Consider the following 14,459-nt stretch of genomic DNA (forward strand, 5'->3'; position numbering starts at 1 on the left):
GTGACGGGCAGCGACACCACCGCCACGACCGTGGGCGCGATCGGCGGGGTCGCCGCGGGTTACGTCCTGTGGTTGGTGGCCTTTTCGATCGCCGACGACAACGCGGCGGTGGGCCGGTGGGCCCCGACGGTGCTGCTCGGCTCGGCCGTGCTCGCGGTGTGCGCCGTGCTGTGGGCTTTCGTGCAACGCCGGCGCGGCAAGTACGCGTGGTATGGGTTCGGCGTCGGCCTGCCCGTCGCGCCCCTGGCGCTGACGCTGGCCGTGCTGGCCGACGTCTACTTCTAGCCGGGCTTGTCCAACGGGATGGCCAGCGCCGACATCGTCGCGGCCAGGCCGTCGTATTGGCTTGCCAGCAAGCAGAATTCGATGAGCTGGCGCCGGTCCAGGTGAGTGGCCAGCTCCCGCCAGGTCGCGTCGCTGACCGTGCGGTCCTTGACGAACTCGTCTGTGGCCGCCAGCAGCGCCTGCTGGCGCACGGTCAGGCGCGCCTCGACCCGGTCCAGCGTCTCGGGCCACGCGAAAATGGCGGCCTGCAGGTCGTCGTCGAGGCCCTGACGGCGCGCCATCCCGCGGTGGTGCTGCAGCTCGTATTCGCAACCGCGCGCGTGCGCGACCCGCAGGATCACCAACTCGGTGTCGATCGCCGGCAGCCGGCCCCGCAGCAGCCGTCCGCCGTACATCGCCCAGGTCCAGAACAACGCCCGGCGCTGCCCCAGGGTGGTGAACAGGTGCATCTCCGGCACCCCCATCCGGCGCGCGGCCGCCTTCGCCATCACCCAATTGATCGGCCCCAGCTCGCGGAAGCGTCCCGGCGGGATCCGGCCGCTTTGCGCGGTCACGGTTGCTTCACCAGGTACGGGGACACGGTGCTGCGGTGCTCGTCGAGGTCCAGCGCGCGGCCCAGCGCCGGGAACGCCCGCTGCGGGCAGTTGTCGCGTTCGCAGACGCGGCAGCCCGCGCCGATCGGTGTGGCCACTGTTCCTGGTCCTCCCGAGACGTCGAGCCCTTCCGAGTAGACGAGCCGGTGCGCGTGGCGGAGCTCGCAGCCGAGCCCGATCGCGAAGGTTTTACCGGGCTGACCATACCGCGCGGCGCGGCGCTCCACGGTGCGGGCCACCCACATGTAGTTGCGGCCGTCGGGCATCTGGGCGATCTGCACCAGGATCTTGCCGGGGTTGGCGAACGTCTCGTAGACGTTCCACAGCGGACATGTCCCGCCGCTGGACGAGAAGTGAAAACCGGTGGCGGACTGGCGCTTTGACATGTTGCCGGCGCGGTCCACCCGGACGAACGAGAACGGCACCCCGCGCATCGTCGGCCGTTGCAGCGTCGAAAGCCGGTGTGCGATGGTCTCGTAACTCACCGAGTAGAACGACGACAGCCGCTCGACGTCGTAGCGGAAGTTCTCGGCGACGTCGTGGAACTGGCGGTAGGGCAGCACCGCGGCAGCCGCGAAGTAGTTGGCCAGCCCCAGCCGTGCCAGCGTGTGCGACTCCTCGCTGGTGAACTTGCCCTCGGCCACCAGGCTGTCGATCAGGTCGCCGAACTCGAGGTAGGCCAATTCGGCGGCCAACTTGAACACCTGCTGACCCGAGGAGAGGTGGTTGCTGATCTCCAGCGTCCTCGTGCCGGGGTCGAAGCGGTGCAGCACGGTGTCGCCCAGGTCGATGCGCCGGGTGATGTGCACCCCGTGCACCTCGGTGAGCCGGCGGGTCAGCTCGCGGGCCAGGTCGCCGTGGTGCAACCGCATCGTGACCGTGAGGTCCTCGGCGGCCGTGTCCAGCTCGTGCAGATAGTTCTGGCGTTGGTAGAAGTAATCGCGCACCTCTTCGTGGGGCATGGTGATCGACCCGCTGCCGCTGCCGTCGGTGTAGCGCTCCTCGGTGGCGGCAGCCAGCTGCGCGGTGGTGATCCGGTAGCGCCGGTGCAGGTTGACCACCGCGCGGGCCAGGACCGGATGGGCGTTGACCATCTCGGCGACCTCGGTCGGCTCGACATCGATGTCCAGGTCGCGGTCCATGGTGACCTCGCGCAGCTCGGCGACCAGCCGGGTGTCGTCCTGGGAGGCGAAGAAGGTCGCGTCGACCCCGAACACCTCGGTGATGCGGAGCAGCACCGCGACGGTCAGCGGGCGAACGTCGTGCTCGATCTGGTTGAGGTAGCTCGGCGAGATCTCCAGCATCTGGGCCAGCGCGGCCTGGGAAAACCCGCGCTCGTTGCGGAGTTGCCGAACGCGGGAGCCGACGAAGGTTTTTGCCACTTAACGAAGAATACCGGCTGATGCGAAGGTGCCGTTAGCAGACTTGGCAGGGCGTCGCTTTCGCGTCGCGATTGGTGTTTTGAAGTTGCGCTTTGGCAGTATTCGCATCGCGGGCCGGGGTTAACCTGGGATACCGATGCGGAGGGAACGGGGAGCACAGCCGTGAGCCTGGACAAGACACTGATGCCGGTGCCGGACGGGCACCCGGATGTATTTGGTCGCGAGTGGCCGCTCCGGGTCGCCGACATCGACCGCACCGGCCGGTTGCGGCTCGACGCCGCCGCCCGGCACATCCAGGACATCGGCCAGGACCAGCTGCGCGAGATGGGCTTCGAGGAGACCCACCCGCTGTGGATCGTCCGGCGCACCATGGTCGACCTGATCCGCCCGATCGAGTTTCAGGACATGTTGCGGTGCCGGCGCTGGTGTTCGGGCACCTCGAACCGGTGGTGCGAGATGCGGGTCCGCATCGACGGTCGCAAGGGCGGCCTGATCGAGTCCGAGGCCTTCTGGATCAACATCAACCGGGAGACGCAGATGCCGTCGCGCATCGCCGACGACTTCCTGGCGGGCCTGCACAAGACCACTTCGGTGACCCGCCTGAAGTGGAAGGGCTATCTCAAGCCGGGCAGCCGCGACGATGCGACCGAGATCCACGAGTTCCCCGTCCGGGTGACCGACATCGACCTGTTCGACCACATGAACAACTCGGTGTATTGGAGCGTGATCGAGGATTACCTGGCGTCGCATCCCGAGCTGCTGCGGTGGCCGCTGCGCACCACGATCGAGCACGAGGCGCCGGTCGCGCTGGGCGACAAACTCGAGATCATCTCGCACGTCCACCCGGCCGGTTCGACCGATCAATTCGGTCCGAACCTGGCCGATCGGGCTGTTACAACGCTCACATATGCCGTCGGCGACGAGACGAAAGCCGTCGCCGCGATCTTCGCGCTATAGCGGTACCGCCGGTCCCCTCAATTTGCGGTCCGACCTGCGAAAATATGGTTACTGATCGGTAGCTTCTGAAACGGTTAAGTTTGCGTTCATCTTCGCAAAGTTTGCAAAATCGGGCGATGGTGTTGCCGAAATTGGCAAATGAAACGGGTGGACCTGCAGGAACAAGCTGTGCCATCTTCGAGTTAGCACGCCAGTGAAGTTGAGCCCTAGCTACCGCCGCAAGGCGGGTGGCGTGGACCGTTCAGCGTCAGTTCAGCAATTGAAGACCGTTTAAGGAGTAAGCCCAATGTCTGTCGTTGGCACGCCCAAGAGCGCCGAGCAGATCCAGCACGACTGGGACACCAACCCGCGGTGGAAGGGTGTCACGCGCACCTACTCCGCCGAGGACGTCGTCGCGCTGCAAGGCACCGTTGTCGAGGAGCACACCCTGGCCCGCCGCGGCGCGGAGGTGTTGTGGGAAGAGCTGCACGACCTGGAGTGGGTCAACGCGCTGGGCGCGCTGACCGGCAACCAGGCCGTGCAGCAGGTTCGCGCCGGCCTCAAGGCCATCTACCTGTCGGGGTGGCAGGTCGCCGGTGACGCCAACCTGTCCGGCCACACCTACCCCGACCAGAGCCTGTACCCGGCCAACTCGGTGCCCCAGGTGGTCCGCCGGATCAACAACGCGCTGCAGCGCGCCGACCAGATCGCCAAGGTCGAGGGCGACAAGTCGGTGGAGAACTGGCTGGCGCCGATCGTCGCGGACGGCGAGGCCGGCTTCGGCGGCGCGCTCAACGTCTACGAGCTGCAGAAGGCCCTGATCGCGGCCGGTGTCGCCGGTTCGCACTGGGAAGACCAGCTGGCCTCGGAGAAGAAGTGCGGCCACCTCGGCGGCAAGGTGCTGATCCCGACCCAGCAGCACATCCGCACCCTGACCTCGGCCCGGCTGGCCGCCGACGTGTGCGGCGTGCCGACCGTCGTGATCGCCCGCACCGACGCCGAGGCGGCGACGCTGATCACGTCCGACGTCGACGAGCGTGACCAGCCGTTCATCACCGGCGAGCGCACCAAGGAAGGCTTCTACCGGACCAAGAACGGCATCGAGCCCTGCATCGCGCGGGCTAAGGCCTACGCTCCGTTCGCCGACCTGATCTGGATGGAGACCGGCACCCCCGACCTGGAGGTCGCGCGCAAGTTCTCCGAGGCGGTCAAGGCCGAGTACCCCGACCAGATGCTGGCGTACAACTGCTCGCCGTCGTTCAACTGGCGCAAGCACCTGGATGACGGCACCATCGCGAAGTTCCAAAAGGAGCTTGCCGCAATGGGATTCAAGTTCCAGTTCATCACGCTGGCCGGCTTCCACGCGCTGAACTACTCGATGTTCGATCTGGCCTACGGCTACGCCCGCAACCAGATGAGCGCCTACGTCGAGCTGCAGGAGCGCGAGTTCGCCGCCGAGGAGCGTGGCTACACCGCCACCAAGCACCAGCGCGAGGTCGGTGCCGGTTACTTCGACCGGATCGCCACCACCGTGGACCCCAGCTCGTCGACCACGGCGCTGACCGGTTCCACCGAAGAGGGCCAGTTCCACTGAGTTAGTCTGCCGAGCAGACGCGAAAGTACCCTTTTTGCCGCACAATTAGGGGCTTTTGCGTCTGCTCGCGCATATAAGGAGGAGCAATGGCAGCGATCGAACGGGTCGGGGTGGTCGGTGCCGGGCAGATGGGCTCCGGCATCGCCGAGGTCTCCGTCCGCGCGGGAGTCGACGTGACGGTGTACGAGCCGACCGAGGCCCTGATCGCGGCGGGACGCAACCGCATCGTCAAGTCGCTGGAGCGGGGCGTCAGCGCCGGCAAGGTGACCGAGCGGGAGCGGGACAGCGCGCTCGGCAAGCTGACCTTCACCACCAACCTGAAGGACCTGGCCGACCGCCAGTTGGTGATCGAAGCCATCGTCGAGGACGAGGCCGTCAAGGCCGAGCTGTTCGCCGAACTGGACCGGGTCGTCACCGATCCCGACGCCGTGCTGGCGTCGAACACCTCCAGCATCCCGATCATGAAGGTCGCGGCGGCCACCAAGAATCCCCAGCGCGTGCTGGGCCTGCACTTCTTCAACCCGGTCCCTGTGTTGCCGCTGGTCGAGCTGGTGTGCACGCTCGTCACCGACGAAGCCGCCGCCGCGCGCACCGAGCAGTTCGCCGGCGCGGTGCTGGGCAAGCAGGTGGTGCGCTGCTCGGACCGGTCCGGCTTCGTGGTCAACGCGCTGCTGGTGCCCTACCTGCTTTCGGCGATCCGGATGGTGGAGGCCGGCTTTGCCAGCGTCGAGGACGTCGACAAGGCCGTCGTCGCCGGGTTGTCGCACCCGATGGGACCGCTGCGGCTGTCCGACCTCGTCGGCCTGGACACCCTCAAACTCATCGCGGATAAAATGTTCGAGGAATTCAAAGAACCGCAATACGGTCCACCGCCGCTGCTGTTGCGCATGGTCGAGGCGGGCCGGCTGGGCAAAAAATCCGGTCAGGGTTTCTATACTTACTGACGCGGCCGGTGTCTGTGTAGCAACCGATCTGCGCATCCGATATCATCCTCCCGGTCAACAAACGAGAGGTGTATCGGGCAACCATGACTTCGTTGGAGCCGTATTACGAAGAGTCGCAATCTATCTATGACGTATCGGACGAGTTTTTTGCCCTATTCCTAGACCCGACAATGGGCTACACCTGCGCTTACTTCGAGCGAGACGATATGACCCTCGAGGAAGCGCAGAATGCGAAGTTCGACCTGGCGCTGGGAAAACTGAACCTCGAGCCCGGCATGACGCTGCTCGATATCGGCTGCGGGTGGGGCGGGGCGCTGCAACGGGCGGTCGAGAAGTTCGACGTGAACGTGATCGGAATTACCCTCAGCCGCAACCAGTTCGAATACAGCAGAACCAGGCTGGCGGGGATCCCGACCGAGCGCAACGTCGAAGTGCGGTTGCAGGGCTGGGAAGAGTTCGACGACAAGGTCGACCGGATCGTCAGCATCGGAGCATTTGAAGCGTTCAAGGCCGAGCGTTGGCCCGCGTTTTTCGACCGCGCCTATGACATCCTCCCCGACGACGGCACGATGCTCCTGCACACAATTTTGGCGCATTCACAGAAGCAGATGCACGAACGCGGCATCGCTTTGACGATGAGCGACGTGCGGTTCACGCGATTTATCTACACGGAAATCTTCCCGGGCGGGCAGTTGCCGGCGCAGGAAGATATTTTCGCGCTGGCGGATGCCGCCGGATTCAGTGTCGAAAAAGTGCAATTGCTGCGCGAGCATTATGAACGGACGCTGAATATTTGGGCGGCCAACCTGGCGGCGAACAAAGAAAAGGCGGTCGCCATCCAGTCCGAGGAAGTCTACGAGCGCTATATGCACTATTTGACGGGGTGCGAGGACTTCTTCCGCAAGGGAATCAGCAACGTCGGCCAGTTCACCCTGGCCAAGTAACGTCCTGGGGGCCGGCGCCGCCGGTCACTTCTCACACGTGAACTGGTTGACGTCCGTGTAGCCCTGGCGGAACAACTTGGCGCAGCCGGTGAGGTACTTCATGTACCGGTCGTAGACCTTCTCCGACTGGATCGCGATGGCCTTGTCCTTGTTGGACTCGAGCGCCGCGGCCCATATTTCCAGCGTCCTGGCGTAGTGCAGCTGAAGCGACTGGATCCGGGTCACCTTGAAACCGGCGTCCCCGGCGTGCTCTTCGACCGACGGGATCGTCGGCAGCCATCCGCCGGGGAAGATCTCGGCCAGGATGAACTGGGTGAAGTGAACGACCTCGTGGGTCAACGGGGTGCCCTGGGCCCTGGCCTCTTTGAAGGTCGGACGCGAGATGGTGTGCAGCAGCATGACCCCGTCGGCCGGCAGCACCCGGTAGGCCATCTTGAAGAAGTGGCCCCACCGTTGCCGGCCGAAGTGCTCGAAGGCGCCGATAGAGACGATGCGGTCGACGGGCTCGTCGAACTTCTCCCAGCCCTCCAGCAGCACCTGCGCCGAGCGGTTCGTGTTCAGCCCGTCGAACATCTGCTGGACGTGCTCGGCCTGGTTCTCCGACAGCGTCAGGCCCACGACGTTGACGTCGTACTTCTCGATGGCGCGCCGCAGCGTGGCTCCCCAGCCGCAGCCGATGTCGAGCAGCGTCATCCCCGGCTCGAGCCCGAGCTTCCCCAGCGACAGGTCGATCTTGGCGAGCTGCGCCTCCTCGAGCGTCATGTCGTCGCGCTCGAAGTAGGCGCAGCTGTAGGTCTGGGTCGGGTCCAGGAACAGCCGGAAGAAGTCGTCGGACAGATCGTAGTGCGCCTGCACGTTCCCGAAATGCGGCGTGAGCTGCACGGACATGAGTGGTAGGGCCTTTCTGTATCTCGGGGTTTCCGGGCGGCCTGGCGACCATGCGCCGCGGTTCACCCCCGATGCATCCCCTGCATGCTAGCCGTTAAGGCCGTACAAGTCGCATTCCAAAGTCGGCTTTGCGTCACACGTACGTCACACAGCCGTGCGCAACACGGCGCCGACGGCGAGCCCCAGGACCAGCAACGCCCCCGCCTGGCGCACGTGCACCCAGGCCAACGCCGCGTACCACAGCGGCCACACCGGGAAGTTCGGTGGCGGTCCGTCGGGCCTCGGCCGGCGGAAATACGGCCACACCTTCGCCAGCCGCGGCAGCGCCAACACGACGATCAATGCAGGCCAGGGCATCGCCCCCACGACGACGGCGATGGCCACCAGCGCGTAGAAGCCGACCATCATGCCCAGCGTGACGGCCCGGGCGCGCGCCTCACCGAGCAGGACGGGCAGGGTCCGGATGCCAAGCGGCTCGTCGTAGGGGATCTTGTCAATGTGCTTGCCCATCAACACCGTCGTGCACAGCAGCCCGTAGGGCAGCGATGCGACGACGACGTCCCACCCGACCGCGCCCACCGCGGAGTAGTAGGTGCCGCACACCATCAGCGGTCCCCACACCACGAATACGTCCGGTTCGCCGAGGCCGCGCTTCTTCAGCCGCAGCGGTGGCGCCGTGTAGGCGACGCTGAGGGCGAACCCGCCGAGCGCGAACGCCACCACCGGCCACCCCCGCGCCCACGCCAGCGTTACCAGGATGGCCAGATCCGCGACGTTGACCGCCAGGATCGCCAGCCCGAGTGTGCGCCGGCTGATCAGCCCCGACAGCACCGGATGCGGGGCGTACAGGGCGCGCGGGTAGGTGGCGCTGTCGGTGCCGACCTGGGTGTCGTAGAGGTCGTTCATCAGGTTGTTTGCGGTGTGCGCAAGCGTGATGCCCAGCACAGCGAGGACCAGCCAGCGCCAGTCCAGCCCGGGTTTGCCGATCGCCAGCAGGGCCGCCACCAGCCCGGAGACCAGGGTCATCGGCAGCACCGCGGCCCGGGTGACCACGAGCCACCGCGTGACGGCGTCGACCGGCCCGTCCGGGGGCGGGTTGGTGGTGCGAAGCGCGTAGGCCCACGACCGGAGGCGCGAGCCGGCGCTCACGTCAGCCATCGGGGCCCGATGTCATGGCGCCCGCGGCGGCACGATCGGGGACGGGTGTGGCTGCTCGCGGAACTTCTCCAGCGACCCGCCCGCCTCGACGATGCCGCAGATCGCGCTCCAGCTCAGCATGGTCAGGTAGTCGATCAGCTCGTCGGCGGTCATCCGCGGGTCGGAGATCCACGAGTGGGTCGCGAGCTGCACGCCACCGACGATCATGTAGGCCCAGGGCTCCACGCCGCCGGTGTCCATCCCGGCCTCCTGCATGCGACGGCGCAGCATCATTGCCAGCATGCGGGCGATGATTCGCTCGGAGTCGGCGATCACCTTGCTCTTGGTCGGCGAGCTGTTGGCCATCACGAACCGGTACGGCTCCGGTTCGTCGGCAACCGTCTCGACATACACCCGGATGATCTCGCGGGTCAGGTCGAAGCCGTCGAGGTTGGAAGTCAGCGCGCCCGCCATGTTGGGAATCAGCGTCGACTGCGCGAAGCGCATCAGCACCGCGGTGGTCAGGTCGTTCTTGTCGACGAAGTAGCGGTACAGCACGGTCTTGGAGACCCCGATCTCCGCCGCGATCTCGTCCATGCTCAGGAAGCGGCCGCGCTGCCGGATCGCCACGATTGTGCCGTCCACCAGCTCATTGCGGCGCTCCACCTTGTGTTGGTGCCAGCGCCGCTTGCGACCATCCGTCTTTACGGTCACAGCCCGGATCCGCTCTGCCACTGTCGCCGCTTCTCACTCATCAGACGCCCCTGATACTACGGCTTGCCGGGGGCCTTTTGGCGGACGGGCCGCGTGAGCGGGGGCTGTCCAAGCAGGGCAGTAACACTAACCGGCCGCGGCGAGACATGATGGTGTGGTGACACACCGAGCCTCCCCTGGGGGCGGAGCAGCGGGCCCGCCCACAGCGAGGCCGACGTCCCTGGCGGAATCGTTCGCCGGGGCGGATCCGGAGGCCGACGCCGAGCGGCGGGTGGCGCTGCGCCGGATGAAGCTGGTGGCGCTGAGCTTCCTGGTCGGCGCCACGGGCCTGTTCCTGGCCTGCCGGTGGGCGCAGGCCCATGCCGTCACGGCGACCTGGGTGGGCTACGTCGGTGCGGCCGCGGAGGCCGGGATGGTGGGCGCGCTGGCCGACTGGTTCGCGGTCACCGCGCTGTTCAAGCACCCGCTGGGCATACCGATTCCGCACACCGCGATCATCAAGCGCAAGAAGGACCAGCTCGGCGAGGGCCTGGGGACCTTCGTGCGGGAGAACTTCCTGTCGCCGCCCGTCGTCGAGACCAAGTTGCGCGACGCCCAGGTGCCCAGCCGGCTCGGTAAGTGGTTGTCGGAGGCCGCCCACGCCGAGCGGGTGGCCGGCGAGACGGCGACGGTGCTGCGGGTGCTGGTGGAGCTGTTGCGCGACGAGGACGTCCAGCAGGTGATCGACCGGATGATCGTGCGCCGCATCGCCGAACCGCAGTGGGGCCCGCCGGTCGGCCGGGTGCTGGCGACCCTGCTGGCCGAGAACCGCCAGGAGGCCCTGATCCAACTGTTGGCCGACCGGGCGTTCCAGTGGTCGCTGAACGCCGGGGAGGTGATCCAGCGCGTCGTCGAGCGTGACTCGCCGAGCTGGTCGCCCCGGTTCATCGACCACCTCGTCGGCGACCGGATCCACCGCGAGTTGATGGACTTCACCGACAAGGTGCGCCGCAACCCCGACCACGAGTTGCGCCGTTCGGCGACGCGTTTCCTGTTCGAGTTCGCCGACGACCTGCAGCACGATCCGGAGACCATCGCGCGCGCGGATGCGGTCAAGGAACAGCTGATGGCGCGCGACGAGATCGCCACCGCGGCCGCGACGGCCTGGAAGACGCTGAAGCGGCTGGTGCTCGAGGGCGTCGACGACCCGTCCAGCACGTTGCGAACCCGCATCGCCGACACCGTGGTGCGGATCGGCGAGTCGCTGCGCGACGACGCCGACCTGCGCGACAAGGTCGACAGCTGGATCGTGCGGGCCGCCCAGCACCTGGTTTCCGAGTACGGGGTGGAAATCACCGCGATCATCACCGACACGATCGAGCGCTGGGACGCGGAGGAGGCCAGCCGGCGCATCGAACTGCACGTGGGCCGCGACCTGCAATTCATCCGGATCAACGGGACGGTCGTCGGGTCCTTGGCGGGGCTGATCATCTACGCCGTCGCCCAGCTGCTTTTCTAGGGGTGCTAACAAGTGCTTGCAAAAGCAAGCACTGGGTCGTAGTCTGTTGCCGTAAGCCAGGCCACCCGACCCGAGGAGTACTCGATGCCGCAGGAGGAGAAGCTCTCCGCCAAGGTTTCGACGGCGGCCTCCGACATGGCCTCCGACCTCGGCAGCTTCATCCGCGACCTGCGTGAGAACGCGCAGGTCTCGGTGCGGCAGCTCGCCGAGCGGTCCGGCGTCAGCAACCCGTACCTGAGCCAGGTGGAGCGTGGACTGCGCAAGCCGTCCGCCGACGTCCTGAGCCAGATCGCGAAGGCGCTGCGGATCTCCGCCGAGGTGCTCTATGTGCGGGCCGGGATCCTCGAGCCCAGCGACAAGAACCAGGTGCGCGACGCCATCATCACCGACACGGCGATCACCGAGCGCCAGAAGCAGATCCTGCTCGACATCTATGCGTCATTCGCCGAGCAGAACGAATCCAATTTCGAGGAGAGTCCGAGCGAACCTGACAGCGACGAGTGACGCGTTCGCAGTCGCGCCAGTGACACCAATGAGTTGGTGACGCATAGATGCCAGGGCGCTTGGTTACCCGAAGGGAAGGGGTTTGACGCCAGGCCCATCGAAGTCGCAGTAACCCCAATAAGAAACAAATTATGAAAGGAAACACCATGGCTGAAAACCCCAACGTCGACGACTTGCGGGCTCCGTTGCTGGCGGCGCTCGGCGCGGCCGACCTGGCTCTCGCCACCGTCAATGATCTGATCACCAACCTGCGTGAGCGGGCCGAAGAGACCCGCACCGAGACCCGCAGCCGGGTCGAGGAGCGCCGCGCCCGCCTGTCCAAGCTGCAGGAGGACCTGCCCGAGCAGTTCACCGAGCTGCGCGAGCGTTTCACCTCCGAGGAGCTGCGCAAGGCCGCCGAGGGTTACCTGGAGGCCGCGACCAGCCGTTACAACGAGCTGGTCGACCGCGGCGAGGCCGCCCTGGAGCGCCTGCGCAGCCAGCGGCCCTTCGAGGACGCGTCGGCGCGTGCCGAGGGCTACGTCGATCAGGCCGTCGAGCTGACCCAGGAGGCGCTCGGCACCGTCGCGTCGCAGACCCGCGCGGTCGGCGAGCGCGCCGCCAAGCTGGTCGGCATCGACCTGCCCAAGAAGGCCGAGTCGGCCAAGAAGGCCACGGCCAAGAAGGCCCCCGCCAAGAAGGCTCCGGCCAAGAAGGCTCCGGCCAAGAAGGCGTCGGCCAAGAAGGTCACCCAGAAGTAACCTCCACGCGCGACTCCGAGTTGTCCCCGGGCAACTCGGAGTCGACGTTTTGGACGGTGCCCGCATACCCTTGATGCGTGACCCACGCCGTGAGCATCGTCATGTTCGTCCTGCAGATCGCCGTCGCGCTGACGGCCGTGTACGCGTTCGTGCACGCAGCGCTGCAACGAACCGACGCCTATACCGCCGCAGACAAGCTGACCAAGCCCGTGTGGTTGGTGATCCTCGGCGTGGCTGTGGCGCTCTCCTCCGTGCTGAGCTTCGTGTTCGGCGTGCTGGGCATGGCCATCGCCGCCTGCGCCGCCGGGGTATATCTGGTCGACGTGCGGCCGAAACTTCTTGAGATTCAGGGCAAGTCGCGCTAGCCGGATGAAGGCCCTGCTGGCCGCGCCGGCGGTGGTGTTGGTCGCGCTGCTGGGCCCGCCGGCCCCGGCGTCCGTCGCCCGTGCCGACGACACCCCAGCGCCCCCGTTCGTCGACCACGCCCAGTGGTCCCGTTGGCAGGGCCTGCCGAGCCTGCGGGTGTTTCCCACACCGTCCGGGCGGATGGCGGCCAGGCAACCGGGCACCGCGTCGCAGGCCGACGAGGCGTGGGCCGAGGTGCTCGCGCTGGCGCCGGACGCCGACACCCCCGGCATGCGCGCTCAGTTCGTCTGCCACTGGCAGCTCGCCGAGTTCGTACAGCCGGGCAAGACCAGCTGGAACCTCGAGCCCTGGCGCCCGGTGGTCGACGACGCCGAAATGTTCGCCACCGGCTGCAACCCCGGCGGTCCGGAAGAAGGGTTTTAGTTGGCGAGCCAACCCACGCGGGCCCAGCTGGCGGCCCTGATCGACCACACCCTGCTCAAGCCCGAGGCCACCCGCGCCGACGTGGCCGCGCTCGTCGCCGAGGCGGCCGACCTCGGTGTCTACGCCGTGTGCGTCTCACCGTCGATGGTCCCGGCAGCGTCGCACGCCGCCAGCTCCGGTCTCCGGGTGGCGGCGGTGGCGGGCTTTCCGTCGGGCAAGCACGTGCCGGAGGTCAAGGCGCGCGAGGCCGCGCTGGCCGTGCAGGCCGGCGCCGGCGAGATCGACATGGTCATCGACATCGGCGCCGCGCTGGCCGGCGACATCGATGCCGTGCGACGCGACATCGAGGCGGTGCGGGCCGCGGTGCCCCGGGCCGTGCTCAAGGTCATCGTGGAATCGGCGGTGCTGCTGGCGCGCCCGGACGGGGACATGCTGGCGGACGTGTGCCGCGCCGCCGAGGACGCCGGCGCCGACTTCGTCAAGACCTCGACCGGCTTTCACCCGGCGGGCGGGGCTTCGGTGGACGCCGTCGCCCTGATGGCCGAGACGGTCGGCGGGCGGCTGGGCGTCAAGGCCAGCGGCGGCATCCGCACGGCCGCCGACGCGCTAGCGATGCTGGATGCCGGTGCCACCCGGCTCGGCCTGTCGGCCAGCCGGGCGGTGCTCGACGGGCTCGCCGGCGACCCTTAGAGGTTGGCGAAGCAGGGGTCGGTGGTGTTGTCGTTCGGGATGGTGGCGTTCTGCGTCGAAAAGTGGCTTGTCACACCGGTATCGGTGACCTGCACGCTGTCGGCGTGGATGCCCAGCGGGTAATTCTTGGTGAAATTGGCGGTGAAGTCGTCCAGCGTCGACTGCACCGATTCCTTCGGCATGGTGAAGCCCAGCGCGTTGAAGCTGACGATCTGCAGCTGCAGCCCGGTGCCGGACACCACCGGCTTGGCGGTGATGTTGTCCAACATGCCCTTCAACTCGACGGTGCCGTCGGCCGGGTGAGTCGTCACGCTGTTGGTGACGAACGGACCCAGGACCGGGATCGCGTTCTGCACCGACTGCTTGATCCCGTCACTGGTCCACGTGATGGTGGCGTCCAGCGAGCCGATGGTGCCTTTCGCGTTGGCGGTCGACTGGAGCCGGACGTCGCGGATGTTGAGGTTGAGCTTCATGCCCTTGGCATCGCGGATGTTGTTGCCGGCCGTCTGCACCGAGATGTTGGTGTAGTGCTTCGTGGCCTGTTGCCACAGCATCAGCGGCGTCACGCCGAAGGACGCGGTGGCCTGGTCCTTGACCTCACACGCCACCGCCTGGGCGACCTTGGAGTTCGCCTCGTGGCGGACGTACAGCTCGCCCCCGATCAACGCGGCGAGCAGGAGCGCGAAAACGATGATCAGGATCAGCGCGATGGACAGCGGGTCGCGAAGGAGGCGTCGTTTCTTCTTCACCGGTGCCGGCTCTTGGTCGGGGGTGGCCAGCTTCTCCGTCGGGCCCGCGGGCGGGGCTCGATGAGCTACGTG

General features: G+C 67.0%; 17 protein-coding genes. 11 read left to right on the forward strand and 6 right to left on the reverse strand.

Annotation, left to right across the window (positions count from 1 at the left end; all coding sequences use genetic code 11):
* Window positions 1-285, forward strand: a complete 285-nt coding sequence (locus tag AWB92_RS17315) for a hypothetical protein (RefSeq protein WP_085187705.1) — start codon at window positions 1-3, stop codon at window positions 283-285.
* On the opposite strand, the gene AWB92_RS17320 is transcribed toward AWB92_RS17315, so the two are convergent.
* Complete coding sequence (locus AWB92_RS17320; protein WP_241523493.1) at window positions 282-839, reverse strand: carboxymuconolactone decarboxylase family protein; 558 nt, start codon at window positions 837-839, stop codon at window positions 282-284. The genes AWB92_RS17315 and AWB92_RS17320 overlap by 4 nt on opposite strands.
* On the reverse strand, window positions 836-2,260 hold the full coding sequence (gene ramB, locus AWB92_RS17325) for an acetate metabolism transcriptional regulator RamB (RefSeq protein WP_068181488.1): 1,425 nt from the start codon (window positions 2,258-2,260) through the stop codon (window positions 836-838). The genes AWB92_RS17320 and ramB overlap by 4 nt, the downstream gene beginning before the upstream one ends.
* 162 nt (window positions 2,261-2,422) lie before the next feature.
* On the opposite strand from ramB, the gene AWB92_RS17330 reads away from it, so the two are divergent.
* The 4 genes from AWB92_RS17330 (at window position 2,423) to AWB92_RS17345 (ending at window position 6,678) form a co-directional block, all read left to right on the forward strand.
* Window positions 2,423-3,217, forward strand: a complete 795-nt coding sequence (locus AWB92_RS17330; protein WP_085187708.1) for an acyl-[acyl-carrier-protein] thioesterase — start codon at window positions 2,423-2,425, stop codon at window positions 3,215-3,217.
* Window positions 3,218-3,503: 286 nt separating this feature from the next.
* Complete coding sequence (gene aceA, locus AWB92_RS17335; protein WP_068128006.1) at window positions 3,504-4,790, forward strand: isocitrate lyase; 1,287 nt, start codon at window positions 3,504-3,506, stop codon at window positions 4,788-4,790.
* Between the two features lie 86 nt (window positions 4,791-4,876).
* Window positions 4,877-5,734, forward strand: a complete 858-nt coding sequence (locus AWB92_RS17340) for a 3-hydroxybutyryl-CoA dehydrogenase (RefSeq protein WP_085187711.1) — start codon at window positions 4,877-4,879, stop codon at window positions 5,732-5,734.
* Window positions 5,735-5,817: 83 nt separating this feature from the next.
* The gene (locus AWB92_RS17345) at window positions 5,818-6,678 is read left to right on the forward strand and encodes a cyclopropane mycolic acid synthase family methyltransferase (RefSeq protein WP_085187714.1); all 861 of its coding nucleotides are present in this window, start codon (window positions 5,818-5,820) and stop codon (window positions 6,676-6,678) included.
* A 24-nt stretch (window positions 6,679-6,702) separates the two neighbouring features.
* Here AWB92_RS17345 and pcaA read toward each other — a convergent pair whose 3' ends face one another.
* The 3 genes from pcaA to AWB92_RS17360 all read right to left on the reverse strand — a co-directional run bounded on the left by pcaA (window position 6,703) and on the right by AWB92_RS17360 (window position 9,438).
* The gene (pcaA, locus tag AWB92_RS17350) at window positions 6,703-7,566 is read right to left on the reverse strand and encodes a cyclopropane mycolic acid synthase PcaA (RefSeq protein ID WP_068181503.1); all 864 of its coding nucleotides are present in this window, start codon (window positions 7,564-7,566) and stop codon (window positions 6,703-6,705) included.
* A 144-nt stretch (window positions 7,567-7,710) separates the two neighbouring features.
* The gene (locus tag AWB92_RS17355) at window positions 7,711-8,724 is read right to left on the reverse strand and encodes a prenyltransferase (protein ID WP_085187716.1); all 1,014 of its coding nucleotides are present in this window, start codon (window positions 8,722-8,724) and stop codon (window positions 7,711-7,713) included.
* A gap of 12 nt (window positions 8,725-8,736) precedes the next feature.
* Complete coding sequence (locus tag AWB92_RS17360) at window positions 8,737-9,438, reverse strand: TetR/AcrR family transcriptional regulator (RefSeq protein ID WP_067151728.1); 702 nt, start codon at window positions 9,436-9,438, stop codon at window positions 8,737-8,739.
* A 136-nt stretch (window positions 9,439-9,574) separates the two neighbouring features.
* Between AWB92_RS17360 and AWB92_RS17365 the strand changes: the two genes are divergently transcribed.
* From AWB92_RS17365 to deoC, 6 genes are all read left to right on the forward strand, one after another.
* Window positions 9,575-10,915, forward strand: a complete 1,341-nt coding sequence (locus tag AWB92_RS17365; protein ID WP_241523494.1) for a DUF445 domain-containing protein — start codon at window positions 9,575-9,577, stop codon at window positions 10,913-10,915.
* Between the two features lie 84 nt (window positions 10,916-10,999).
* Window positions 11,000-11,419, forward strand: coding sequence for a helix-turn-helix transcriptional regulator (locus AWB92_RS17370; protein ID WP_068127036.1), 420 nt, complete (start codon window positions 11,000-11,002; stop codon window positions 11,417-11,419).
* Window positions 11,420-11,565: 146 nt separating this feature from the next.
* The gene (gene hbhA, locus AWB92_RS17375) at window positions 11,566-12,159 is read left to right on the forward strand and encodes a heparin-binding hemagglutinin HbhA (protein WP_068112711.1); all 594 of its coding nucleotides are present in this window, start codon (window positions 11,566-11,568) and stop codon (window positions 12,157-12,159) included.
* A 101-nt stretch (window positions 12,160-12,260) separates the two neighbouring features.
* Entirely contained in the window at window positions 12,261-12,524 is a 264-nt protein-coding gene (locus AWB92_RS17380; RefSeq protein WP_081665208.1) for a DUF2516 family protein, read from the forward strand.
* 4 nt (window positions 12,525-12,528) lie between these two features.
* Window positions 12,529-12,948 (forward strand): DUF2599 domain-containing protein, encoded by a 420-nt coding sequence (locus AWB92_RS17385; protein ID WP_085187722.1) that lies wholly within the window; start codon window positions 12,529-12,531, stop codon window positions 12,946-12,948.
* Window positions 12,949-13,638, forward strand: coding sequence for a deoxyribose-phosphate aldolase (deoC, locus tag AWB92_RS17390; RefSeq protein ID WP_085187724.1), 690 nt, complete (start codon window positions 12,949-12,951; stop codon window positions 13,636-13,638).
* Here the strand turns inward: deoC and AWB92_RS17395 are convergent.
* Window positions 13,635-14,459: DUF2993 domain-containing protein (locus AWB92_RS17395; RefSeq protein WP_085187768.1), on the reverse strand; the 825-nt coding region annotated here is incomplete at its 5' end. The genes deoC and AWB92_RS17395 overlap by 4 nt on opposite strands.

It is taken from the genome of Mycobacterium sp. IEC1808 (genome assembly GCF_002101935.1).
Taxonomy (GTDB): Bacteria; Actinomycetota; Actinomycetes; order Mycobacteriales; family Mycobacteriaceae; genus Mycobacterium.

Coding starts and splice junctions, on each gene's coding strand:
- aceA (WP_068128006.1), top strand. CDS start 3,504: ATGTCTGTCGTTGGCACGCCCAAGAGCGCCGAGCAGATCCAGCACGAC.
- AWB92_RS17340 (WP_085187711.1), top strand. CDS start 4,877: ATGGCAGCGATCGAACGGGTCGGGGTGGTCGGTGCCGGGCAGATGGGC.
- AWB92_RS17345 (WP_085187714.1), top strand. CDS start 5,818: ATGACTTCGTTGGAGCCGTATTACGAAGAGTCGCAATCTATCTATGAC.
- pcaA (WP_068181503.1), bottom strand. CDS start 7,566: ATGTCCGTGCAGCTCACGCCGCATTTCGGGAACGTGCAGGCGCACTAC.
- AWB92_RS17355 (WP_085187716.1), bottom strand. CDS start 8,724: ATGGCTGACGTGAGCGCCGGCTCGCGCCTCCGGTCGTGGGCCTACGCG.
- AWB92_RS17370 (WP_068127036.1), top strand. CDS start 11,000: ATGCCGCAGGAGGAGAAGCTCTCCGCCAAGGTTTCGACGGCGGCCTCC.
- hbhA (WP_068112711.1), top strand. CDS start 11,566: ATGGCTGAAAACCCCAACGTCGACGACTTGCGGGCTCCGTTGCTGGCG.
- AWB92_RS17380 (WP_081665208.1), top strand. CDS start 12,261: ATGTTCGTCCTGCAGATCGCCGTCGCGCTGACGGCCGTGTACGCGTTC.
- AWB92_RS17385 (WP_085187722.1), top strand. CDS start 12,529: ATGAAGGCCCTGCTGGCCGCGCCGGCGGTGGTGTTGGTCGCGCTGCTG.